This window comes from Cellulomonas fimi, from assembly GCF_028583725.1.
Classification (GTDB): Bacteria; Actinomycetota; Actinomycetes; order Actinomycetales; family Cellulomonadaceae; genus Cellulomonas; species Cellulomonas fimi_B.
Genome location: NZ_CP110680.1, coordinates 1,755,536 through 1,777,915 on the forward strand (window position 1 = coordinate 1,755,536; position 22,380 = coordinate 1,777,915).

The following is a 22,380-nucleotide window of genomic DNA, read 5'->3' on the forward strand; positions in this document are numbered from 1 at the left end:
CCCTGGAGGAGAACACGATGACCCCCGAGCAGAGCGCCTGGTTCGCCGAGACGTTCGACACGCTCGTGTCCAACGTCGGGCAGGCCCTGCTGGGCAAGGACCGGACGATCCGCCTCGCGCTCACCGCGATGCTGGCCGAGGGCCACCTGCTGCTCGAGGACGCGCCCGGCACGGGCAAGACGTCGCTCGCGAAGGCGCTGGCCGCGACGGTGCAGGGCACGCACCACCGCATCCAGTTCACGCCGGACCTCCTGCCGTCGGACGTCACGGGCGTGACGATCTACGACCAGGGCACGCACAAGTTCGAGTTCCACCAGGGGCCCGTGTTCGCGTCGGTGGTGCTCGCGGACGAGATCAACCGTGCCTCGCCGAAGACGCAGGCCGCGCTGCTCGAGGTCATGGAGGAGGGGCACGTCACGGTCGACGGCGTGACCCACTCGGTCGGCCGTCCGTTCATGGTCATCGCGACGCAGAACCCGATCGAGCAGGCGGGCACGTACCGCCTGCCGGAGGCGCAGCTCGACCGCTTCCTCATCAAGACGTCGCTCGGGTACCCGGACCGCGCGTCGACCATCGAGATCCTCGCGGGCGCGCGCGACCGCACCACCAACCTCGCGCCGCGCATCACGACCCAGGCGGTCGGCACGATGGCGGACCTCGCCCGCACGGTGCACATCGACGACGCGGTGCTCGACTACGTCGCCCGGCTCACCGAGGCGACCCGCGCCGACGCGCAGACCGCGCTCGGGGCGAGCGTCCGCGGCGGCCTCGCGCTCGTGCGCTGCGCCAAGGTGTGGGCCGCGGCCGCGGGCCGTGAGTACGTGCTGCCGGACGACGTGAAGGACCTCGCCCAGCCCGTGCTCACGCACCGGCTCGTGCTCGACACCGAGGCGGAGTTCGCGGGCGTGCGCGCGGACGACGTGCTCGAGCGCATCCTCGAGACGACGGCGCCGCCGGTCCTGCGAGCCGTGTGACGGTGTCGGTGCGCATCTCGCCCCTCGGCTGGGGGACGGCGGTCGTCGCCGTCCTCGGCCTCGTCGTGGGCCGGTGGCTCGGCTGGCTGGAGGCCGCCGCCGTGGGCGCCGCGCTCACGGCCGTGCTCGTCGTCTCCGGGCTCATGGTGCTGGGACGGTCGCGGTTCGGCGTCGTGCTGGACCTCGCGGACCGGCGCGTCCGCGTGGGGGAGCGGGCGGTCGGACGCGTCGAGGTGCGCAACGCCGGGCGGCGCCGGTCGCTGCCCGCGCGGATCGAGCTGCCCGTCGGGACGTCCGTCGCGGAGCTCGCGGTGCCGGGCCTCGCGGCGGGGGCGTCGCACGACGAGCTGTTCGCCGTCCCGACGTCGCGCCGCGCGGTCGTGGTCGTCGGGCCGGTCCGCTCGGTCCGCGGCGACCCGTTCGGGCTCGTCCGCCGCGCCGTCCGGTGGACGTCACCCGTGGAGCTGTTCGTCCACCCGCTGACGGTGGGTCTCACCGGGTCGGGCTCGGGCGTGCTGCGCGACCTCGAGGGGCAGTCGACGCGCGACCTGTCGGACTCCGACCTGTCCTTCCACGCGCTGCGGGACTACGTGGCGGGCGACGACCGCCGGTACATCCACTGGCGCACGACGGCGCGCCGGGGCGCGCTCATGGTCAAGCAGTTCGAGGACACGCGCCGGACGCAGACGGTGATCGCGCTCGCGACGGACCCGCGCGACTACGCGGACGACGACGAGTTCGAGCTCGCGGTGTCGGTCGTCGCGTCGCTCGCCGTCCACACGATCCGCGAGCAGCGGGACATCGCGGTGCTCGCCGGCCCGGGGTCGCTGCGCGTGCAGACGCCCCCGCTGCTGCTCGACGACTGCGCGCGGCTCGCGACGGCGGACGGCGGGGCGGGTGCCGCGCTGCTCGGGCGGCGGGTCGCGCGCGAGACGCCCGACGTGTCCGTGGCGATCCTGGTCACCGGGTCGGAGGTCGACGACGCGACGCTGCGGCTCGGTGCGCGGCACGTGCCCACGGGCACGCGCACCGTCGTGGTGCGCTGCCGCCGCGGCGCGGAGGTCGCTGTCCGCACGCAGGGCACGCTCAGCATGGCGACGGTGGGCGCGTTGTCGGACCTGCCCCGCATGCTGCGGCGGGTGGTCGCGTGAGCGGGCGGCCCGCGATCGGGGTGCGCGGCACGCGGGCGGCGACGGTCGACGTCGCCGTGCTGGTCGCCGCGCTCGCGCTGGTGCTCGTGCCGCTGCTGCCGGTCTACGGCGACCTGGCCGCGCTGCCGGCGATCGCCGGCGGCCTCGTGCTCGGGGCGGGCGTCGCCGTGTGGGCGGCCGCCCGGCGCTGGTCCGCCGCGGTGACCGTCGCCGCCGTCACCCTGACCTACCTCCTCGCGGGCGGGCCGCTGGCCGCGCCGTCGACGACGGTCGCCGGCGTCGTGCCGACGGCGCGGACCGCGGTCGAGCTCGCGCGCGGCGCGGCGTCGACGTGGAAGCAGGTGCTCACCCTGCAGCCGCCGGTCGGCACGAGCGGGTCGCTGCTCGTCGCCGCCTACCTGCTGGCGCTCGTCGGGTCGGCGACCGCCGTGACCCTGGCGCTGCGGGTGCGCCGCCCGGCGGTCGCGGCGCTCGCCGCGGTCGTGCCGCTCGTCGCCATGGTGGCCGTGATCGTGCTCGGCACGCGGGACCCGGTCCCGCCGCCCGCGCTCACCGGGACCGTCGCGGTGCTCGTGCTGCTGCCCTGGGCGGCCGCGCGCACCGGGCTGCTGCGGCCGCGGCGGGTCGTCGCGCTCGGGTCGCTCGCCGCGGTCGCGCTCGGGGCGGGTGTCGTCGGTGCGCCCGCGGTCGTCGGGGACACGTCCCGGTACGTCGTGCGGGACGAGATCGTGCCGCCGTTCGACCCGCGCGACTACCCGAGCCCGCTGTCGGCGTTCCGGCACTTCGTCAAGCTCGGCGAGGACACCACCCTGCTCACGGTGTCGGGCCTGCCCGACGGCGCACGCGTGCGTCTCGCGACGATGGACCGCTACGACGGCGTCGTCTGGAACGTCTCGGGCGACGGCTCGGCCGACGCGTCCGGGGAGTTCCGTCGCGTGGGCGACGTGCTCGAGCCGTCCGACACCGGCGACCGCGCGCGCGTGCAGGTCGAGGTCGGTGCGCTCACGGGCGTCTGGCTGCCGACGGTCGGGATGGCGACGTCGTTCGACCTCGGCGCGTCGTCGGGTGCGCTGCGGTACAACGACGCGACGGGTGCCGCGGTGCTCGTGGGCGGTGTGCGCAGTGGCATGACGTACGACGTGGACGTCGTCGTCCCGCCGGTCCCGGAACCCTCCGACATCGGCGCCGCACCGGTCGCCGCCGTGACGCTGCCGGACGTCGTCGGTGCGCCCGACGTCGTCGCGGTCACCGCGCCCGACGTCGCGCGCGACGCCGGCGACCCGTCCGAGGTCGCGACGGCGCTCACCGCGTGGCTCTCCGAGGAGGGGTACTTCAGCCACGGCGTCGCACCCGAGGACTACCCGTCGCTGTCGGGGCACGGGGCGTACCGCATGACGGAGCTGCTCGGCGGTGACCTCATGGTCGGAGACGGCGAGCAGTACGCGTCGGCGCTCGCTCTGCTGGCGCGCGAGATGGGGCTGCCGGCACGCGTCGTGCTCGGCTTCCAGCCCGAGCCGTCGGGCGGGGAGCCCGTGGACCTCACGGGCGACGACATCCGCGCGTGGGTGGAGATCGCGTTCACCGGGTACGGCTGGGTGCCGTTCGACCCGACGCCCCCGCCGACGCAGACGCCGCAGGAGGACCAGCAGCAGGCGCCCACGCAGCCGGACCCCCAGGTCGTCCAGCCGCCCCCGCCGCCGCCGGACGCGGTGACCCCGCCCGACGAGGACACCGAGCAGCCCACGACCGACGACCCGCAGGACGACACCGACGGGAGCGCCGTGTGGCGTCTGGTCGCGCGGATCGCGGGCGTCGCGGCGATCCCGGTGGTCCTGGTCCTGCTGCCGTTCGTCGTCGTCGGGGTGCTCAAGGCGCGCCGTCGTCGCCGGCGGCGGCGCCGTCCCGACACCGTGGGGCGGATGGCCGGCGGCTGGGAGGAGGTCGTCGACCACGCGCACGACCTGCGCCGCCCCGTCCCCGACCTGGCGACGCGGCAGGAGGGCGCGCGCGCCCTGGCCCGCGCGTTCGCGGACGCGCCCGGCCCGCAGGGGGCGGCGGTCGCGGCGTCGGTGCACGAGCTCGCCGGCCACGCGGACCGCGCGGTGTTCGCCGCGGGGGAGCCGACGGACGCCGACGTCGCCGCGTACTGGCAGCGCGTCGAGGCGGCCGTGCAGGCCATGACCCGTACCGTGGGCTGGCGGCGGCGCGTGCGCGCCCGCCTGTCGACCGCGTCGCTGCGGGCCGGCCGGCGGCGTGCCCGGGCCGTCGGTGCGTCGGTGGCGTCGGGACCGCCGGGCCGCCGCGGACGACGGGGCGCGGGCCCCGGGCCGCGGGCGACCTGACCGCCGCCGAGCAGTCCGCACCGCCGTCCCGCCGCTCGACCGTCCGACCCGAGGAAGTGCCCGTGCAGCCCGTCGCCCCGCCCCACCTGCCGTTCCGGTCCGCGGTGCCCGCCGACGAGCCGCCGGCCGGTCTGGGCCGCCGGTTCCTCGCCGGTGCGGTCGACGTCGCGGTGGCCGTCGCGCTCGGTGGGTGGCTCGTGCTGCCGTGGTGGCTGGCCACGGCCCGTGCGGCCGCGACGGGGGAGCAGCCGCCTGCGGCGGGGGCCGGCGTCGTCGTCGGGATCGCGGTCATGGCGATCGTCGGCGCGGTGCAGTGGGTCGTGCACGGACGGACCGGCGCGACCCTCGGCCGGTACGCGCTCGGCATCCGTACGCTCGACGTCGAGACCCGTCGGCCCATCGGGGTCGGGCGGGTGCTGGTGCGCTCGCTCGTCGTCGCGGCGGGTGCGCTCGTCCTGGGGGTGGGCCAGCTCGTGGTCCTGCTGTCGCCGCTCCTCGACCGGACGGGGCGACGCCGGGGGTGGCACGACCTCGTGGCGCGTGACGAGGTGCTCGTCGTGCGCGGCACGCAGCCCGTGCGCCCGCGCGGGGTGCGTGCGTGGGAGGGGGCGGCGCCCGTGCCGCCGGGACGGCCCGCGGCCGCGGACCTGCCCGAGCCGCCGACGGTCACCGCGCCCGTGCGGGTGCCGCGCTGGGCGGGCGCGCAGGCGGGCGGCACGGAGCAGCTCGCGCAGTGGCTGGACGACGCGCCCTCGCTGGTGCTCGCGCCGCTCACCCCCACCCGCAGCGCCCCCGACCTCGACACGCGCGCGCTCCCGATCCTGCGCGCACCGGCCGCCGGCGCGGTCGCACCGAGCGCGCCCGCGACGGCCGTCGGGGGCCTCGACCCGGAGCTCGAGCTCACCCGCCCGGCCCCGCGCCGGCCCGACGTCCGCGTCGTGACCCCGCACGCGCGTCCCGTCCCGATGGCGGCGGAGTTCGAGCTGAGCGACGGGCGCCGGCTCACGGTCGAGCGGACCGCCCTCGTGGGCCGCAACCCGGCCACCGTCGCCGACGTCCAGCTCGTGCGCGTCGTCGACCCCGCGCGGTCCGTCTCGAAGACGCACCTGCAGGTCGGCGTCGAGCCGGGAGGCGTGTGGGTGGCCGACCGGGGGTCGACGAACGGCACGGTCGTGACGCTGCCCGGCGGGGGTCAGGTCGTGTGCCAGGTCGACCACCAGGTGCGCCTGCGCGTGGGCGCGACGGTCGTGTTCGGCGACTGCTGGATGCGCCTCGTTCGGGCGCCGGGGTCGCCGCCCGTGTCCTAGAGTCGGGCTCATGGCCGGGAGGCGAACGGCTGCACGGATGCAGCTCGTCGAGGTGGACGAGCCGACCGTCGCGTCCCGCCCCACGCGCCACGAGCACAACCCCGCGACCGCGCTCGTCGAGCCGTCGGTCGTGCCTGCCGCGCGGCCGTCGTTCGCGCGGCTCGCGCGGCGGTGGTGGCCCGTCGCGGCCGTCGTCGTGGTCGCGGTCGTCGCGACGGTCCTCGTCGGCGTCGCGCGCGACCGGGCGTTCGTCGACCGCATCGCCGCGGTGCCGGGGCTCGTGCGGCCGCTCGACGGCGTCCCGGAGGTCCGCTGGGACGCGCCCGCGACCCCGCACCCCGGTGCCGTGCTCTCCGCCGGCGGGGCGCTCGTGCTGGTCTCGGCGCAGGACGGCCGGTGGCTCGTCACGGCGCACGACGCGCAGGACGGCACGGCGCTGTGGTCGCAGGACCTCGCCCCGGTGGAGCGGTCCGGCTTCGAGAGCAGCCTCGTCGCGTGCCCGTCGCGCGGTGAGGACGTCGGTGCCCTCGTCGTGTGCCTCGTGACGGAGCCGCGGGTCGTGTACTCCGACGACGCGTCGATCGACGAGCCGGCGCACACCCGCATCGTCGCGCTCGACGCGACCGACGGCGAGGAGCTCGGCACGTGGGAGGTCGACGACGCGATGGTCCGGGCCGGCCGGGTCGGTGACGACCTCGTGCTCGTGACGCTCGACGACGCGGGGCACGCCGTGGCGGAGCGTCGCTCGGCGGTGGACGGGGACGTGCGCTGGACGTACACGACGCCGGACGTGCTGGAGTCCGTCACCCTGAGCCGCGTGGCCGCCGCGAAGATCGCGCGCGACGTGGTCGTGGTCGAGGGCGTCGTCACCACGGTCCTCGACATGGACGACGGCGCCGTCCTCACCGTCGGTGCGCCGTACCGCAACCTCCAGGTCGTCGCGCTGCAGGACGGCTTCGCGACGTGGGCGACCGTCGGCGGCGGCGAGGTGCACGAGGCCGACGGCTCGCAGCGGTTCGAGGTCGACGGCCTGCCGGTGCCGTTCACGCTCGACGACGGTTCCGCCGCGGACACGCTCGTCGTGGACGACGGCTCACGGCTGCGTGGTGTGGACGCGGCGACGGGGCGGGTGCGCTGGTCGACGGACACGATGCTCGACGTCCACGCGCGCGTCTCGGACCGCCTGCTGGTGTCGGGGCTGACGCGGTTCGGGGTCGTGGACGCGACGGACGGCCGGGTCCGGTGGGTGTCCGACGCGGGCGACCCGATGCCGTGGACGCCGCTCACGGACGGTGCGCTGGTGCTCGCGCCGGGCCTGGCGCCGGACGGGTCGGTGCAGCTGCTGGGCCTGGGGCTCGACGACGGGGTCCGGTACTGGGCGCTGGACCTGCCGGAGCGGGTGCAGCGGATCGACGGCTTCGGCGGGGTGCTGGTCGCCCGGACGGCCGACCGGGCGCTCGTCCTGGGCTGACCCCTCCGGCCGCGACCGCGTCTCCCGGCGGGTCGGTGTGCGGGGTTACCGTGAACGCATGGGGGCGGCCGGGCCGAGCCCTGCGCTGCAGCGCGTCCCTCTCGACGAGGTCGACGAGGCCGACGGCGGGACGGGCGCGCGCCCACCGTCGGCGTTCCAGCGGGCGTCCCGCGTGGCTGGCGCGTGGTCGGGATGGCGGGCGCGCCGGCCGTGGCGGGCGATCGGCGTCCTCGTGGGGTCGTTGGGCCTGGCGGTGACGCTCGCGGTGACGACGCCCAGCCTGGTGACGGCGCACGAGCGGAGCACGGTCCTGCGTCCGGGGGCGTTCGCGGGCGCGATCCGCACGTCGTCGCCACCGGCGGCCCGCTGGACCGTGGCCGTCGACGACCGGGTGCTCCCGGTGCTCGTCGGCGACACGGTCGTGGTCGCGACGGGCCCCGGCCCGGACGACCGCGCGCTGGCAGGTCTGGACGTCGTGACCGGTGCCCTGCGCTGGCAGCGACCGCTCGGCGTGGACCCGCGCCCCGCGGAGGTGCGGTGCCTGGAGGTCGAGGCGCGCGTGGCGTGCACGCTCGGGCCGGACCAGGTCGACGAGCGCGTCGCGACGCGGTCGGGCCAGGCGCCCGCGCCGGACGTGGCCGCCCTCGTGCTGCTCGACCCGTCGACGGGCGAGGTCCTGCGCCGCGCGTCGACGCCCGGCCGCGTGGTGTCCGTGGCGACGCACGACGCGCTCGCGGGCGACGTGGTGCTCGCGGCGATCGCCGACGGGGTCCTCACGATCCGCCGGCTCGACCCGGAGACGGGAGCGGTGCGCTGGGTCGCGACCCGGCCGTCGGCATTCCCGGCGGCGTCGACGTCGCGCGTGCACCTGACGGTGGGCGGCGGCCTCGTGGTGGCGACCGCGGAGGGGAGCACGCTCGTCGTGCACGTGGACGACGGCGCGCCCGTGCCGCCGCCGGCCGACGCGACGGGGACGGACGAGACGGCGCTGCTCTCGGACGGCACGCTCGTCCGCACGCGGTACCGGGTGCACGCCGTGGGGGTCGACGTCGTCTCCGAGCTGTCGCAGGGCGACGGCGAGCCGTGGCTGACGACGCGGGGCGTGCCGGTCGAGCCGGGCGTGAGCGACGGGTCGTCGGCGCTGGTGTTCACGTCGAGCGTGCTGGCGGGCGGGCCGATGGGCGGACGCGTGCGCGCGTACGCCCCGGGCCGGTCGGACCCGGCGTGGCACGCGCTGACGCCGGCGCGGGAGATCGCGGTGGACGCGGCCGGGCGCGTGGTGCTCCGGGCCGCCGGGGCGCTGGTCGGGCTGGACGCGGCGACGGGCCGGACGGTGTGGCGGCGCACGTTCGGCCTCGGCATGGGGCCGGTGTTCTCGGACGGCCGTCTGGTGGTCGTGCAGCGCACGTCCCCGGGGGACGGGTCGGCGCTCGTGGCGCTCGACCTGCGCACGGGCGCGCCCGAGTGGGTCGCGCCGCTGCCCGCGGGGGCGCGCACCGTGGTGCAGCTGGGGGCGCACCTGTACGCGGTGTCGGACGACGCGCTGACGGCGCTGCGGTGACGCGTCCGCGGTCCGGGCCCGTTTGCCCGCGGGCCGGGACGTGGGGGTAGTGTGACGACGTGCTCGCACGCACCCTCCTCCTTCGTCGCCGCGGCGAGGCCCTGTAGAGGCCGCACCCTCGTCGCGGTGTTCCCTGTGCGCCGGCCGCCCCAGCCGCACCGCCACGAAGGAGCGTCACCCCCATGAGCTATCTCGAGACGAGCCCCCAGCAGCCGTCGCCGATGCCGGTCCACAAGTACCGGCCGTTCCACGAGCAGATCCGCGTCGACCTGCCCGACCGCACCTGGCCCGGCAAGCGCATGACCCAGGCGCCCCGCTGGTGCGCGGTGGACCTGCGGGACGGCAACCAGGCCCTCATCGAGCCGATGAACGCCGCCCGCAAGCTCGAGATGTTCGAGCTGCTGGTGCAGATGGGCTTCAAGGAGATCGAGGTCGGCTTCCCGTCCGCGTCGCAGACCGACTTCGACTTCGTCCGGATGCTCATCGAGGAGGGGCGGATCCCGGACGACGTCGTCATCCAGGTCCTGACCCAGTCGCGTGAGCACCTGATCGAGCGGACGTACGAGGCGATCGCGGGCGCGAAGCAGGCGATCGTGCACCTGTACAACTCGACGTCGACGCTCCAGCGAGAGGTCGTGTTCCGCTCCGACGAGGACGGCATCGTCGACATCGCCGTCTCCGGGGCGCGGTTCTGCAAGAAGTACGAGGAGCTGATCCCGGACACCGAGGTGTTCTACGAGTACAGCCCGGAGTCGTACACGGGCACGGAGCTCGAGTTCGCGGTGCGGATCTGCAACGCGGTGCTGGAGGAGCTCAAGCCGACGCCTGACAAGAAGGTCATCGTCAACCTGCCGGCGACGGTCGAGATGGCGACGCCGAACGTCTACGCGGACTCGATCGAGTGGATGAGCCGCAACCTGCGGTACCGCGAGAACGTCGTCCTGTCGCTGCACCCGCACAACGACCGCGGCACGGCCGTCGCGGCCGCGGAGCTGGGCTACCTGGCCGGCGCCGACCGCATCGAGGGCTGCCTGTTCGGCAACGGCGAGCGCACCGGCAACGTGTGCCTGGTGACGCTCGGCATGAACCTCTTCAGCCAGGGCATCGACCCGCAGCTCGACTTCTCCGACATCGACCACATCCGCCGGACGGTCGAGCGCTGCAACCAGCTGCCCGTGCCCGAGCGGCACCCGTACGGCGGCGACCTCGTCTTCACGGCGTTCTCCGGCTCGCACCAGGACGCCATCAAGAAGGGCCTCACGGCCATGGAGGCGACCGCCGCGCGCGAGCACAAGACCGTCGACGAGCTCGTCTGGGCGGTGCCGTACCTGCCGATCGACCCGAAGGACGTCGGCCGCTCGTACGAGGCGATCATCCGCGTGAACTCGCAGTCCGGGAAGGGCGGCATCAGCTACCTGATGAAGTCCGAGAAGGACCTCGACCTGCCGCGCCGCCTGCAGATCGAGTTCTCGCAGGTCGTGCAGAGGCACACCGACGAGCACGGCACCGAGGTCACCGCCGACGAGCTGTGGCGGATCTTCGAGGACGAGTACCTGCCGGTCGAGCCGGGCTCGGCGACGCCGCCGTGGGGCCGCCTCAAGCTGCGCGGCACGCGCGCCACGAGCTCCGAGGACGGGCCCGACTCCCTCGTCGTGGACCTCGTCGACCGCGGCGAGGTCCGCACGCACGAGGGCTCCGGCAACGGCCCGGTCGCGGCGTTCGTCGACGTGCTGCGCGGGATCGGGATCGACGTCGCGGTCCTCGACTACGCCGAGCACGCGCTGTCCGCGGGCGGCGACGCGTCGGCCGCGGCCTACGTCGAGTGCGCGATCGGCGACCAGATCCTGTGGGGCGTCGGCATCGACCCGTCGATCACGACGGCGTCGCTCAAGGCGATCATCTCCGCGGTCAACCGGTACGAGCGCTGATCGGCGCTCTGCCGCAGCACGAGCAGCAGGGCCGTCCGGCGCGTCCGGGCGGCCCTGCGCGCGTCGTGTCGGACCCGCGGGGGAGAATGACCCGGTGAGCCTCTACCGCGACGAGGCGATCGTGCTGCGCACCCACAAGCTCGGTGAGGCCGACCGCATCGTGACCCTGCTGACGCGCAGCCACGGCAAGGTGCGCGCCGTCGGCAAGGGCGTGCGCCGCACGTCGTCGCGCTTCGGCTCGCGGCTCGAGCCGTTCATGCACGTCGACGTGCAGCTCTCCACGGGCCGCTCGCTCGACATCGTCACGCAGGCCGAGACGCTCGGCGCGTACGGCCGCCCGGTCTGCGAGGACTACACGCTCTACACGGCCGGGACTGTGATGCTCGAGACCGCCGAGCGGCTCGTCGAGGCCGAGCACGAGCCCGCGCTGCAGCAGTACTGGCTGCTCGTCGGCGCGGTCCGCGCGCTCGCGACCCGTGAGCACACGCCCGGCCTCGTCCTCGACTCCTACCTGCTCCGGGCCCTCGCGGTCGCCGGGTGGGCGCCGTCGTTCACCGACTGCGCGCGCTGCGGCGAGCCCGGCCCGCACCACGCGTTCGCGGTCGCGTCCGGCGGGGCTGTGTGCGGCGCGTGTCGCCCGCCCGGCGCCGCCGCCCCCGCGCCCGAGACGTTCGCGCTGCTCGCCGCGCTGCTCGCGGGGGACTGGTCGGTGGCCGACGCGAGCGCCGAGCGGCACCGCGGCGAGGGCAACGGCCTCGTCGCGGCGTTCTGCCAGTTCCACCTGGAACGCCAGCTCCGCTCCCTGCCTCTGGTCGAGCGCGTCTGACGACCGGGCCGGCCGACGGTTCCGGCACTCCGGCCGACGTGTGCCGGACCTGTGCTCCCGCTGGTCGGGGCCGGTGACGCCGCGTCGACGTGACCCCGGCAGCGGGCAGAATGACCGTCGTGCCGACTCCTGTGCCCCCGTACCCGCACCCGTCCGGGGAGCGTGCCCCGGCGATCCCGAAGCAGTTCGTGCCGAAGCACGTGGCCGTCGTCATGGACGGCAACGGGCGGTGGGCGAACGCGCGCGGGCTGCCGCGGACCGAGGGGCACCGGGCCGGGGAGGCGTCGCTGCTCGACGTCGTCGCGGGCGCGATCGAGATCGGCGTCGAGTACGTGAGCGCGTACGCGTTCTCGACGGAGAACTGGTCGCGCTCGCCCGACGAGGTGCGGTTCCTCATGGGGTTCAACCGCGACGTGCTGCGGCGACGCCGGGACCTCATGAACTCGTGGGGCGTGCGCGTGCGGTGGGCGGGCCGGCGCCCGCGGCTGTGGCGGTCGGTCATCTCCGAGCTCGAGGAGGCCGAGCAGCTCACGAAGGACAACACGACGTGCACGCTCACGATGTGCGTCAACTACGGCGGGCGCGCCGAGATCGCCGACGCCGCGCAGGCGATCGCGCGCGAGGTCGCCGCGGGGCGGCTCAAGCCGGACCGGATCAACGAGAAGACGTTCGCGCGCTACCTCGACGAGCCGGACCTGCCCGACGTGGACCTGTTCCTGCGGTCGTCCGGGGAGCAGCGCACGTCGAACTTCATGCTCTGGCAGGCCGCGTACGCCGAGCTCGTGTTCCTCGACGAGCCGTGGCCCGACGTGGACCGGCGGCACCTGTGGCGCGCGGTCGAGACCTACGCCCGACGCGACCGCCGGTACGGGGGAGCGGTCGACAAGCCCGGGGGCACGCCCGCCTGATCCCGCGGCACCGTCGGCAGCGTGAGGCCTGGGACTGCGCCCGAGACGCCCCTCACCTGCGTCGATGTCGGAGGGAGCCGCTACGGTTCCGGCCATGACGCTGCGACCCGCGATGGTGACCTTCGACACGCTCGACGCGACGACGCTCGCGGACTGGTGGGCCCGGCAGACGGGCGGCACCGTGCGCGACGACAGTGACGGCTGGTACGTCATGGTCATGCCGTCCGCCGCGGGCGGGCCGGTGCTCGCGTTCCAGAAGGTGCCCGACCCGACGCCCGGCAAGAACCGCCTGCACGTCGACCTCGCGGCGGCGGACCGCGACGCCGAGGTCGAGCGGCTGCTCGGCGACGGCGCGACGCTGGTCGGCCGGCACGAGCACGAGGGCTTCCAGTGGGTCGTGCTCGCGGACCCGGACGGTAACCAGTTCTGCGTCTCGCAGGAGCACACGGCGTCCTGACGGCCACGGCCGGGGTCGGGTCAGGCGTCGCTCTCGGCCGCGTGCCGACCGGGGTGGGCGGGGTGCTCGTCGGCGGTCGCGGCGTTGCGCTGGAGGCGGCGGCGGACGACCCACCCGATCGCGACCGCGAGCAGCAGCACGACGGCGACGCCCGCGACGGGTGAGGCGACGAACAGCCGCACGCCCGCCCAGACGGCACCAAAGCCGACGGTCGCCCAGATCATCGCCCAGGCGATCGACCCGGGGATGGACGCGATGGTGAACCGCAGGTAGCGCATGCGGATCAGGCCCGCCGACGCGAACACCGCCGTCTGCAGGCCGACGGTCAGGTAGGCGAGCGTGACCGCGACGGCGCCCCAGCGGCGCACGAGGTCGAGCCCGCGCTGCGCGGCGCGCGTGCTGGTCCAGCGCTCGAGGTGCTGGATCGTCGAGCGCCACCAGGCGAACCCGCGGTCGGACTCGTGCACGTACTGGGCGCCGCGCGTGACGCCACGCCCGGCCCAGTAGGTCGCGTGCGAGCGGGCGAGCACGATGAAGAACAGCAGGACGACGGCGATGCCGACGGGCACGGTCGCGAGCCCGAATGCCGCGATGGGGTCGTCGTCCACGCGCCCGATCCTAGGTCGCGCGGGGTCCGCCGGCCGGGTCGTCGGTCCCGGCGGCGGGCCCGGCGGTGGGCGCGGCGTGCGTCGGCGCGGCGGCCGTCGCAGGTCCGGCGGGCGCCGGGACCGGGTCGTCGCACACGTCGTCGACGATGAGCACGTCGTCGACCATGTCGGGGTGCGGGTCGTCGTCGTGCGGGTGTCGACGCTGGAGCGCGGGTCGCAGTGCCGCGGCGACGGTGTAGACGGCGATGGCGAGGACGACGATCGTCGCGCCCGGCGGGATGTCCTGCCAGTACGTGAGGCCGAGGCCGACGACGCTGACGACCACGCCGATGACGCTCGCGAGCGTCATGGTGCGGCCGAACGACCGCGCGTAGAGCTGGGCGATCGCGACGGGCACGATCATGAGCGCGCTGACCAGCAGCAGGCCGACGACGCGCATCGCGATCGTCACGGTGAGGGCGGCGATCGTCGCGACGAGCATCGACAGGAGCCGCACGGGCATGCCGCTCGCGCGCGCGAACTCCTCGTCGTGGCTCACGGCGAACAGCGCGGTGCGCAGCCCGAGGCCGACGCCGAGCACGAGCGCGGCGAGCGCGACGGTCCACCACAGGTCGGTGGTCGAGACGGTCGAGATCGACCCGAACAGGTAGCTGATGAGGTTGGCGTTGGTGCCGCCGGCGACCTTGATGAGCAGCACGCCGCCCGCGATGCCGCCGTAGAACATGAGCGCGAGCGCGAGGTCGCCGCTGGTGCGGCCCCGCTCGCGCACGAGCTCGATGACGATCGACCCGACGACGGCCGCGACGACGGCTCCCGGGACGGCCAGCGCGTCCTGTGGCACGAGCCCGGCCCACGACCCGACGAGCCAGCCGAGCGCGACACCGGTGAGCGCGACGTGCCCGATGCCGTCGCCCATGAGGGCCATGCGCCGCTGCACGAGGAACGTCCCGACCACGGGTGCGGCGGCGCCGACGAGCACCGCGGCGAGCAGCGCGCGCTGCATGAGCGGCGACGTGAGCATCTCGACGACCAGGTCCCAGGTCACGGGGTCACCTCCACGGTGATCGTGGGGCCGGTCGGCGGCGGCTCGGGGTCGGGGTGCGCGTGCGTGTGGTCGTGATCGGCGTGCGCGTGCTCGGGTCGCGCCGCGGGCGGTGGCCCGTCGTGCGCGACGCGGCCGTGCCGCAGGACGACGGCCCGCTGGATGAGCCCGGCGAACGGCCCGAGCTCGTGGAGGATCACGACGACGGTCGTGCCGGCCGCGTGCAGCCGCGCGACGGTGTCGACGAACGTCGCCTGGGTGGGGATGTCGATGCCGGACGTCGGCTCGTCGAGCACGAGCAGGTCGGGGTCGCGGACGAGCGCGCGGGCGATGAGGACGCGCTGCTGCTGGCCGCCCGACATCTCCTGGACCCGCTGGTGCGCACGGTCGGCGAGCCCGACGGACTCGAGCGCGGCGAGCGCGCGGCGGCGGCCTCCGTGCGCCGGGCGCAGCCGGCGCCCGTGCAGCAGGCCGGACGTGACGACCTCGAGCGCGGTCGCGGGCATGCCGGACGCGGCGGGCATGCGCTGCGGGACGTAGCCGACGCGGTGCCACGGGGCGGACGGGCCGAGCGGTGCGCCGAACAGCCGCACGCTGCCCGCGCTCGTCGGGACGACGCCCAGCAGCGCGCGGACGAGCGTGGACTTGCCGGACCCGTTGGCGCCGAGCAGCGCGAGCACCTGGCCCGGCTCGACCGCGAGGTCGACGCCGGCGAGGATGCGGCGCCCGCCGAGCGTGACGTCGAGGCCCGTCGCCTCGACGGCGAGCGGGGTGGTGGTGCGGGGGGTCACGAGCAGGACAATGCCACGCGCAGCGCCTCGAGGTTGTCCTCGGCGACGGAGAAGTAGTCCGCGTCCTCGTCGGCGAGGCCCTCGATCGGGTCGAGCACGGCGGTGTCGACCCCGAGGTCCGCGGCGAGCGTCTCGGCGACCTTGGGGCTGACGAGCGTCTCGAAGAAGATCGTCGTGACGCCCTCCTGCTCGACGACGTCGGACACCTCGGCCAGGCGCGCGGGCGACGGCTCCGCCTCGGGGTCGATGCCGGAGATCCCGACCTCGTGCAGGTCGTACCGGTCGGCGAGGTAGCCGAACGCGGTGTGCGACGTGACGAACGTGCGGATCGAGCACTCCGCGAGGCCCGCCTGGTACGCCTCGTCGAGCGCGGCGAACCGCTCGGCCAGCGCGGCCGCGTTGGCGGCGAACTCGTCGGCGCCGTCGGGGTCGAGCGCGGTGAGCTGCTCGGCGACCGCGTCGGCGACGGCGGGCATGCGGCTCGGGTCGAGCCAGAAGTGCGGGTCGAGCCCGCCGTGGTCGTGGTCGTCGCCCTCCTCGTGCTCGTGCTCGTGGCCCTCGTCCGAGAGGAGCGGCGTGACGTCGGCGGCGTCGAGCACGTGCTGCGGGGCGGTCTGGGCGACGGCGTCGTCGACCGCGGCCTGGAAGCCGGACAGGTAGACGACCAGGTCGGCGGTGTCGAGGTGCGACACCTGCGCGGGGGAGAGCTCGACGTCGTGCGGCTCGGCGCCGGGAGGGGTGAGCGACTCGACGTTCACGCGGTCGCCGCCGACCTCCTGGGCGACCATCTGCAGCGGGTAGAACGACGCGAGCACCTGGACGGTGTCACCGTCCGCCGCGGCGGTGGACCCGCACCCGGCGAGCAGCGCGGGCAGCGCGAGGGCGGGCACGACGAGGAGGGGGCGCCGGGGGCGGGCGAAGAGCATGACGATCATTCTCAGTTGAACGAGAACCGTTGTCAAAAACGCGGTGCGGCGCGGTGGCCCGGGGCCGGTAGCCTGGGGACTCGCCTGCCGTGGCACCCGCCACGGCCCCCACCGCCCGCGACACCCAGCCGTGGGCGCCTCACGCACTGGAGTGATCGCTCGTGGCCGCACCTTCCCGTCTGGACGCCGTCGTCTCCCTGGCCAAGCGCCGGGGCTTCGTGTTCCCCAGCGGTGAGATCTACGGAGGCACGCGCTCCGCGTGGGACTACGGCCCGCTCGGCGTCGAGCTCAAGGAGAACATCAAGCGCCAGTGGTGGCGTGCGATGGTCACCCGCCGTGACGACATCGTCGGCCTCGACTCGTCCGTGATCCTGCCCCGCCAGGTGTGGGTCGCGTCGGGCCACGTCGGCGTCTTCACCGACCCGCTCACCGAGTGCCTCTCGTGCCACAAGCGGTTCCGCGAGGACCAGATGATCGAGGAGTTCGAGGAGCGCAAGGGCCGCGCGCCCGAGGGTGGCCTCGCCGAGATCGCGTGCCCCAACTGCGGCACCCGCGGCCAGTGGACCGAGCCGCGCGACTTCAACATGATGCTCAAGACCTACCTCGGCCCCGTCGAGGACGAGTCCGGCCTGCACTACCTGCGGCCCGAGACCGCGCAGGGCATCTTCGTGAACTTCCAGAACGTGCTCACCGCGTCGCGCAAGAAGCCGCCGTTCGGCATCGGCCAGATCGGCAAGTCGTTCCGCAACGAGATCACGCCCGGCAACTTCATCTTCCGCACGCGCGAGTTCGAGCAGATGGAGATGGAGTTCTTCGTCGAGCCCGGCACCGACGAGACGTGGCACCAGTACTGGATCGACACGCGCACCGACTGGTACGTCGACCTCGGCATCAGCCGCGACAACCTGCGCCTCTACGAGCACCCCGCCGAGAAGCTCTCGCACTACTCGAAGCGCACGGTCGACATCGAGTACCGGTTCGGCTTCCAGGGCAGCGAGTGGGGCGAGCTCGAGGGCATCGCGAACCGCACCGACTTCGACCTGACGACGCACACGCAGCACTCCGGCCAGGACCTGTCGTACTTCGACCAGGCCAAGAACGAGCGCTACGTGCCGTACGTCATCGAGCCCGCCGCGGGCCTCACGCGCTCGCTCATGGCGTTCCTCGTGGAGTCCTACACGGTCGACCAGGCGCCCAACACCAAGGGCGGCGTCGACGAGCGCGTCGTGCTCAAGCTCGACCACCGCCTCGCGCCCGTCAAGGCGGCGGTCCTGCCGCTGTCCCGCAACGAGCAGCTCTCGCCGAAGGCGCGCGACCTCGCCGCCGAGCTCCGTCAGCACTGGAACGTCGACTTCGACGACGCCCAGGCGATCGGCCGCCGGTACCGCCGCCAGGACGAGATCGGCACGCCGTTCTGCATCACGGTCGACTTCGACACGCTCGAGGACCAGGCCGTGACGATCCGGCACCGCGACGACATGACGCAGGAGCGCGTCGCGCTCGACAAGGTCGCCGGCTACCTCGCGCAGCACCTCATCGGCGCCTGACCCCACGAGCACGGTCGCCGGGGTGGTCGTCGCGAGCCGACGACCACCCCGGCCGCCTGTCAGGCCGGGGTTCGCGCCATCAGCTCCTCGACGTCCGCGAGCTCCGCGTCGCCGATGACGCACTCCCGCGGCGAGTCGGCGCTCGCGCAGCCGACAGCGCCGTCCGCGGCCGCGAAAGCGACGCCGCTCGTCGTGTCGGCGAGTCCAGACCCGCGCAGGTCGGGGATCACCAGCACGTACCAGGAACGGTCGTCGTCCGGCAGACGGAACGTCGGCACCTCGAACGCGTGCGTCCCGCGACCGAACCCGCTCAGGACGGTGTAGAAGACGCGGGCGTCCGCGAATCTCGTGGGCACCGACCCGATCTCGACGAACGCCTCGCCGCCGATGACGCCCGTCGCGCCCGCGACGTCCGGCGCGTCCTCGCGGAGCGCCGTCGGGCCGACGACGACGGCGCCCGAGTCGGCGACGACCTCCGCCCCGTCGGCCGTCGGCCGCAAGGTCAGGTGCACGCCGCGCACGACTCCGAGGTCGAGCGACCCGACCACCGCCTCGCCCGGTGCGCGTCCGGCGACGAGCCCCGGTCCGACGACGTCGGTGTCGCCGGGCTCCGTCGAGGCGGTCGAGCCGCCCTGGTCATGGACGACGGGAGATGTCGGTGACGGGTCGGCGGCGCGGATGCCCGGCGCGATCTCCCGCGTCTGACCGTGCGGGGCGCACGCGGCGAGCAGTGCGACGGCCAGGACGGCGGCGGCGACGCGGCGGCAGACGGAGTGCACGCGCGACACCGTAGCGACGCGTCCTGCCGCAGGTGGGTCGAACGGTCCCCCTACCTGCGGCAGGACGCGAGCGATGTCGGCGTGGGACCGGCCGGTCGGCGCGACATCCGTCACGTCGGGAACGGTGACGGCCGGCCGTGGTCCGCCGACCCGCGCGGCGGAAGACCGACGTCGTCATGACCGCCATCGCCGCCGAGCAGCTCGCGGACGCGATGCTCCGCGTGCACCGTGGCCTGCGCGTGTTCGGCCTCGCCCTCGCGGTCGAGTCGCTCGCGGTGGGCAGCAGCCCGCGACCGGCGTGGGGTCCCGGGCCGGCCGGTGCGACAATGGCCCGATGACCACGACGACACCCGCGGCTCCCGCGCGCCTCCGCGCCGGCGCGGTGCTGCCGCCGCTGCGCATCGGGCCGATCACCGTCGACACCCCCGTGGTGCTGGCCCCGATGGCCGGCGTGACGAACGCCGCGTTCCGGCGGCTGTGCCGCGAGTCCGGCGCGGGCCTGTACGTCGCCGAGATGGTGACGAGCCGCGCGCTGGTCGAGCGCAGTCCGGAGTCGTTCCGGATCATCTCGTTCGAGCCCGACGAGGTGCCGCGGTCCGTGCAGGTCTACGGCGTCGACCCGGCGACCGTCTCCGCGGCGGTCCGGATGCTCGTCGAGGAGGACCTGGCCGACCACGTCGACCTCAACTTCGGCTGCCCCGTGCCCAAGGTGACGCGGCGCGGCGGGGGAGCGGTGCTGCCCTGGAAGCGGGACCTGTTCTCGGCGATCGTGCACGCCGCCGTCGACGCCGCGCGCCCCGCGGGCGTGCCGGTCACGGTGAAGATGCGCAAGGGCATCGACGCCGACCACCTGACCTACGTCGAGGCGGGGCTGACCGCACAGGACGCGGGCGTCGCCGCGGTCTCGCTGCACGGCCGCACCGCCGCCGACTATTACTCCGGCACGGCCGACTGGGACGCGATCGCGACGCTCAAGGCGGCCGTGACCGACATCCCGGTGCTCGGCAACGGCGACATCTGGTCCGCGGAGGACGCGCTCGCGATGGTCGCGCACACCGGCTGCGACGGGGTCGTCGTCGGGCGGGGCTGCCAGGGCCGGCCGTGGCTGTTCGCGGACCTCGCGGCGGCGTTCGCGGGGTCCGACGAGCGCATCCGGCCCGGGCTGGGCCAGGTCGCGCACGTGGTCCGGCGGCACGCGGAGCTCATGGTCGAGCACTTCGGCGACGAGGGCAAGGCGCTGCGCGAGATGCGCAAGCACATGGCCTGGTACTTCAAGGGCTACGTCGTCGGCGGCGAGGCGCGCGCCGGGCTGGGGCTGGTCACGTCGATGGCCGACCTCGACGACAAGCTCGCCGCCCTGGACCTCGACCAGCCGTACCCGGGCGAGGCCGCCGAGGGGCAGCGCGGGCGCGCCGGGTCGCCGAAGCGCCCGATCCTGCCGTACGGGTGGCTCGACTCGCGCGAGCTGTCGGAGGACTTCCGTCGCGACCTGCACGAGGCCGAGCTCAGCGTCTCAGGCGGCTGACCGCGAGGCGCGCGCCGACGCACGAGGTTTCCGTGTGACGTGCCCGCATGCCGCGGAGCACGCTGGGACGCATGGCTCCCTGGACCGTGCACCGGGCGACGGCGCCCGCGACACCCGACGACGCCGCGACGTGGGCGGTGACCGGCGCGTGCCGGGCGCACGCGGCGATGCACCGCGAGCTGTTCGGCCACGCCGACGCCGCCTGGCAGGTGCCCGAGGTCGCGTCGCTGCTGCGCGACCGGCCGTACGAGCGCTCGACGCTGCTGGTCGTCACGGAGGACGGTGCCGCTCCCGAGGCCCCCGCGGTCGTCGGCGCCGCGCTCGTCAGCGTGCCGACGCAGGACAACCCGCACCTCGCGGTCGCCGAGACCTGGGTCCGGCCCGACGCGCGCGGTCGCGGGGTGGGCCGCGCGCTCCTCGACGCGACCGAGGCGGCCGGCCGTGCGGAGGACCGCCGGACGCTGATCGTCATGAGCACGCACCGCGCACCGGCGGGCGACGAGGCGACGGTGGCGGCGCGCAGCGGGACGGGCGCGGTGCCGGCGCTGGACCGAGCGGCGAGGCTCGCGGACGCGCGCGGGTACGCGCTGGAGCAGGTCGAGCGGTTCAGCACGTTCGCGTTCCCGCTGGGCGGTGAGCGCGCGGCGGCCGTCCGGCGGGCGTACGACGACGCGGCGCGCGCCGCCGGTGACGCGTACCGGCTCGTCGCGTGGACGGGTCCGACGCCCGACGAGCACCTCGACGAGATGGCGGTGCTGCGGACGCGGATGAGCACCGACGTGCCGACCGCGGACCTGGCGCTCGACGAGGAGCCGTGGGACGCCGAGCGCGTGCGCGCGCACGACCGCGAGGTCGTCGAGCAGGGGCGGGTCGCGGCCGTCGTCGCGGCGCAGCACGTGCCGACGGGCAAGCTCGTCGCGTTCACCGTCGTCGAGTGGCCGCCGGCGCTCCCCGAGGCGGCCTACCAGCAGGACACGCTCGTGGTCGCGGGGCACCGTGGGCACCGCCTGGGGATGCTCGTGAAGACCGCGCAGCTGTTGCGGCTCGAGGACCTGTGGCCGGAGCTGCGGCGACTGCACACGTGGAACGCGCAGGAGAACGACCACATGCTCGCGATCAACGTCGCGCTCGGCTTCGCCCCGACGGGGGTGCTGGGGATGTGGCAGCGGGACCTCGACGGTGCGCCGCCGGTGTCCGCGCAGGGGTGAGCGCCGGCGCGCGTGGAGCCGACGGTCCGTCGGGGTGGACCCGGACCGGCCGTGCCTCAGCGCGCGCGCACGTCGACGCGTGCGGCCAGCGCCGCGACCGCGTCGGGCGTCGCCGAGGTCGCGCCGACGCCGGGCGACCCGACGGCGAGCGCGCCGCACGCGGACGCGCGCGCGAGGGCGTCGGGGTGCGGCAGGCCGTCGAGAACGCCGTGCAGCAGTCCGGCGAGGAACGCGTCGCCCGCGCCGTCGGTGTCCACGACGCGGTCGACGGGTGCGACGGGCACGTCCCACCACCCGTCGGCGTCGCGCGCCACCGCGCCGCGCGGTCCGGCCGTGCAGACCGCGAGCCGGGCGCCGCCGCGGACGGCCTGGTCGAGGTAGGCGGCGGGGTCGTCGAGGCGGTCGGCACTGACGAGCAGCACGTCGGCCGCGTCGGCGAACGGGCGGGCGTAGCCGGCGGTGCCGTCGTCGTCGTGCACGTCGCACCAGACGGGGACGCCGGCCGCGCGGGCCGCGGCGAGCACCGGCCGGCTGTGGTCGGCGAGGTCGACGACGGCCGCGGCGGCGCCGTCGAGCAGGGCGCGGACGTCGTGGGGGATCGGCTCGACGGGCCGGTCGGGGGACGGCAGCGCGAGGTACACGGACAGGCGTGAGCCGTCGTCGGCGAGGACGTTGACGTGCCGCTCGGTGCGGCCGTCGGCGGCGTGCTCGGCGTGCAGGGTGACGCGCGGGCGGTCGAGCGCGGCGCGGACGCGGGCGGCGTGCTCGTCGTCGCCGAGGACCGTGCGCAGCGAGACGTCGAGGCCGAGCGCGGCGAGCGTGAGCGCCTTGCCGGCCGAGGTCCCGCCGAGCCCGTCGTGGGCGGCCGACGCGAAGACCGTCGCGCTGCGGGGCTCGGGGAGTGCGGGCAGGCGGATCGTGGTGTTCCACGAGGCAGGACCGGTGACGAGGACGCGCGGCACGTGGTCAGCGTAGGTGGTCCGCAACGCTAGGGTGAGCCGTTCCCGAAACTTGCTGCAACGCGTTGCA

At 75.1% G+C, this 22,380-nt stretch carries 20 protein-coding genes; 14 read left to right on the forward strand and 6 right to left on the reverse strand.

Features of this window, described 5'->3' with window-relative positions; all coding sequences use genetic code 11:
- Positions 1 to 17: 17 nt before the first annotated feature.
- From OOT42_RS07985 to OOT42_RS08030, 10 genes are all read left to right on the forward strand, one after another.
- The gene (locus tag OOT42_RS07985) at positions 18 to 974 is read left to right on the forward strand and encodes an AAA family ATPase (protein ID WP_273654341.1); all 957 of its coding nucleotides are present in this window, start codon (positions 18 to 20) and stop codon (positions 972 to 974) included.
- Between the two features lie 8 nt (positions 975 to 982).
- Positions 983 to 2,125 (forward strand): DUF58 domain-containing protein, encoded by a 1,143-nt coding sequence (locus tag OOT42_RS07990; RefSeq protein WP_273654342.1) that lies wholly within the window; start codon positions 983 to 985, stop codon positions 2,123 to 2,125.
- Complete coding sequence (locus OOT42_RS07995; protein WP_273654343.1) at positions 2,122 to 4,467, forward strand: transglutaminase-like domain-containing protein; 2,346 nt, start codon at positions 2,122 to 2,124, stop codon at positions 4,465 to 4,467. The genes OOT42_RS07990 and OOT42_RS07995 overlap by 4 nt, the downstream gene beginning before the upstream one ends.
- 62 nt (positions 4,468 to 4,529) lie before the next feature.
- Positions 4,530 to 5,774 (forward strand): RDD family protein, encoded by a 1,245-nt coding sequence (locus tag OOT42_RS08000; protein ID WP_273654344.1) that lies wholly within the window; start codon positions 4,530 to 4,532, stop codon positions 5,772 to 5,774.
- A 10-nt stretch (positions 5,775 to 5,784) separates the two neighbouring features.
- Positions 5,785 to 7,245, forward strand: a complete 1,461-nt coding sequence (locus OOT42_RS08005; RefSeq protein WP_273654345.1) for a PQQ-binding-like beta-propeller repeat protein — start codon at positions 5,785 to 5,787, stop codon at positions 7,243 to 7,245.
- A 58-nt stretch (positions 7,246 to 7,303) separates the two neighbouring features.
- A complete protein-coding gene (locus OOT42_RS08010; protein WP_273654346.1) occupies positions 7,304 to 8,806 on the forward strand; it encodes a PQQ-binding-like beta-propeller repeat protein in 1,503 nt (500 codons plus the stop codon).
- 182 nt (positions 8,807 to 8,988) lie between these two features.
- Complete coding sequence (leuA, locus tag OOT42_RS08015; RefSeq protein WP_273654347.1) at positions 8,989 to 10,734, forward strand: 2-isopropylmalate synthase; 1,746 nt, start codon at positions 8,989 to 8,991, stop codon at positions 10,732 to 10,734.
- A gap of 94 nt (positions 10,735 to 10,828) precedes the next feature.
- Positions 10,829 to 11,560 carry a DNA repair protein RecO gene (gene recO / locus OOT42_RS08020; RefSeq protein ID WP_273654348.1) on the forward strand — a complete coding sequence of 244 codons (732 nt, stop codon included), beginning with the start codon at positions 10,829 to 10,831 and terminating at the stop codon, positions 11,558 to 11,560.
- Between the two features lie 110 nt (positions 11,561 to 11,670).
- Positions 11,671 to 12,468 carry an isoprenyl transferase gene (locus OOT42_RS08025; protein ID WP_273654349.1) on the forward strand — a complete coding sequence of 266 codons (798 nt, stop codon included), beginning with the start codon at positions 11,671 to 11,673 and terminating at the stop codon, positions 12,466 to 12,468.
- Between the two features lie 94 nt (positions 12,469 to 12,562).
- Positions 12,563 to 12,925, forward strand: coding sequence for a VOC family protein (locus OOT42_RS08030; RefSeq protein ID WP_273654350.1), 363 nt, complete (start codon positions 12,563 to 12,565; stop codon positions 12,923 to 12,925).
- Positions 12,926 to 12,945: 20 nt separating this feature from the next.
- On the opposite strand, the gene OOT42_RS08035 is transcribed toward OOT42_RS08030, so the two are convergent.
- The 4 genes from OOT42_RS08035 to OOT42_RS08050 are packed head-to-tail and all read right to left on the reverse strand — an operon-like array spanning position 12,946 to position 16,292.
- Positions 12,946 to 13,533, reverse strand: coding sequence for a DedA family protein (locus tag OOT42_RS08035; RefSeq protein ID WP_273654351.1), 588 nt, complete (start codon positions 13,531 to 13,533; stop codon positions 12,946 to 12,948).
- Positions 13,534 to 13,543: 10 nt separating this feature from the next.
- Positions 13,544 to 14,554 carry a metal ABC transporter permease gene (locus OOT42_RS08040; RefSeq protein ID WP_273654804.1) on the reverse strand — a complete coding sequence of 337 codons (1,011 nt, stop codon included), beginning with the start codon at positions 14,552 to 14,554 and terminating at the stop codon, positions 13,544 to 13,546.
- Positions 14,555 to 14,574: 20 nt separating this feature from the next.
- Positions 14,575 to 15,366, reverse strand: coding sequence for a metal ABC transporter ATP-binding protein (locus OOT42_RS08045; protein WP_273654352.1), 792 nt, complete (start codon positions 15,364 to 15,366; stop codon positions 14,575 to 14,577).
- Positions 15,363 to 16,292, reverse strand: a complete 930-nt coding sequence (locus tag OOT42_RS08050; RefSeq protein WP_273654353.1) for a metal ABC transporter substrate-binding protein — start codon at positions 16,290 to 16,292, stop codon at positions 15,363 to 15,365. The genes OOT42_RS08045 and OOT42_RS08050 overlap by 4 nt, the downstream gene beginning before the upstream one ends.
- 161 nt (positions 16,293 to 16,453) lie before the next feature.
- Here OOT42_RS08050 and OOT42_RS08055 point away from each other — a divergent pair, with 161 nt between their 5' ends.
- Positions 16,454 to 17,839 (forward strand): glycine--tRNA ligase, encoded by a 1,386-nt coding sequence (locus tag OOT42_RS08055; protein ID WP_273654354.1) that lies wholly within the window; start codon positions 16,454 to 16,456, stop codon positions 17,837 to 17,839.
- Between the two features lie 59 nt (positions 17,840 to 17,898).
- On the opposite strand, the gene OOT42_RS08060 is transcribed toward OOT42_RS08055, so the two are convergent.
- On the reverse strand, positions 17,899 to 18,618 hold the full coding sequence (locus OOT42_RS08060) for a hypothetical protein (RefSeq protein ID WP_273654355.1): 720 nt from the start codon (positions 18,616 to 18,618) through the stop codon (positions 17,899 to 17,901).
- Between the two features lie 176 nt (positions 18,619 to 18,794).
- Between OOT42_RS08060 and OOT42_RS20300 the strand changes: the two genes are divergently transcribed.
- The 3 genes from OOT42_RS20300 to OOT42_RS08075 all read left to right on the forward strand — a co-directional run bounded on the left by OOT42_RS20300 (position 18,795) and on the right by OOT42_RS08075 (position 21,351).
- Positions 18,795 to 18,956 (forward strand): hypothetical protein, encoded by a 162-nt coding sequence (locus tag OOT42_RS20300; protein WP_423775977.1) that lies wholly within the window; start codon positions 18,795 to 18,797, stop codon positions 18,954 to 18,956.
- Positions 18,953 to 20,143, forward strand: coding sequence for a tRNA dihydrouridine synthase DusB (gene dusB, locus OOT42_RS08070; RefSeq protein WP_273654356.1), 1,191 nt, complete (start codon positions 18,953 to 18,955; stop codon positions 20,141 to 20,143). The genes OOT42_RS20300 and dusB overlap by 4 nt, the downstream gene beginning before the upstream one ends.
- A gap of 71 nt (positions 20,144 to 20,214) precedes the next feature.
- The gene (locus tag OOT42_RS08075) at positions 20,215 to 21,351 is read left to right on the forward strand and encodes a GNAT family N-acetyltransferase (RefSeq protein WP_273654357.1); all 1,137 of its coding nucleotides are present in this window, start codon (positions 20,215 to 20,217) and stop codon (positions 21,349 to 21,351) included.
- Positions 21,352 to 21,407: 56 nt separating this feature from the next.
- Here the strand turns inward: OOT42_RS08075 and OOT42_RS08080 are convergent, their stop codons facing one another.
- Entirely contained in the window at positions 21,408 to 22,313 is a 906-nt protein-coding gene (locus OOT42_RS08080; RefSeq protein WP_273654358.1) for a carbohydrate kinase family protein, read from the reverse strand.
- Between the last annotated feature and the right edge of the window lie 67 nt (positions 22,314 to 22,380).

What these genes read in the sequence shown, in the direction of transcription:
- OOT42_RS07985 (WP_273654341.1), top strand. Translation starts at nt 18, where the DNA reads ATGACCCCCGAGCAGAGCGCCTGGTTCGCCGAGACGTTCGACACGCTC.
- OOT42_RS08005 (WP_273654345.1), top strand. Translation starts at nt 5,785, where the DNA reads ATGGCCGGGAGGCGAACGGCTGCACGGATGCAGCTCGTCGAGGTGGAC.
- OOT42_RS08010 (WP_273654346.1), top strand. Translation starts at nt 7,304, where the DNA reads ATGGGGGCGGCCGGGCCGAGCCCTGCGCTGCAGCGCGTCCCTCTCGAC.
- leuA (WP_273654347.1), top strand. Translation starts at nt 8,989, where the DNA reads ATGAGCTATCTCGAGACGAGCCCCCAGCAGCCGTCGCCGATGCCGGTC.
- OOT42_RS08025 (WP_273654349.1), top strand. Translation starts at nt 11,671, where the DNA reads ATGACCGTCGTGCCGACTCCTGTGCCCCCGTACCCGCACCCGTCCGGG.
- OOT42_RS08030 (WP_273654350.1), top strand. Translation starts at nt 12,563, where the DNA reads ATGACGCTGCGACCCGCGATGGTGACCTTCGACACGCTCGACGCGACG.
- OOT42_RS08040 (WP_273654804.1), bottom strand. Translation starts at nt 14,554, where the DNA reads ATGCTCACGTCGCCGCTCATGCAGCGCGCGCTGCTCGCCGCGGTGCTC.
- OOT42_RS08050 (WP_273654353.1), bottom strand. Translation starts at nt 16,292, where the DNA reads ATGCTCTTCGCCCGCCCCCGGCGCCCCCTCCTCGTCGTGCCCGCCCTC.
- OOT42_RS20300 (WP_423775977.1), top strand. Translation starts at nt 18,795, where the DNA reads ATGACCGCCATCGCCGCCGAGCAGCTCGCGGACGCGATGCTCCGCGTG.
- dusB (WP_273654356.1), top strand. Translation starts at nt 18,953, where the DNA reads ATGACCACGACGACACCCGCGGCTCCCGCGCGCCTCCGCGCCGGCGCG.
- OOT42_RS08075 (WP_273654357.1), top strand. Translation starts at nt 20,215, where the DNA reads ATGGCTCCCTGGACCGTGCACCGGGCGACGGCGCCCGCGACACCCGAC.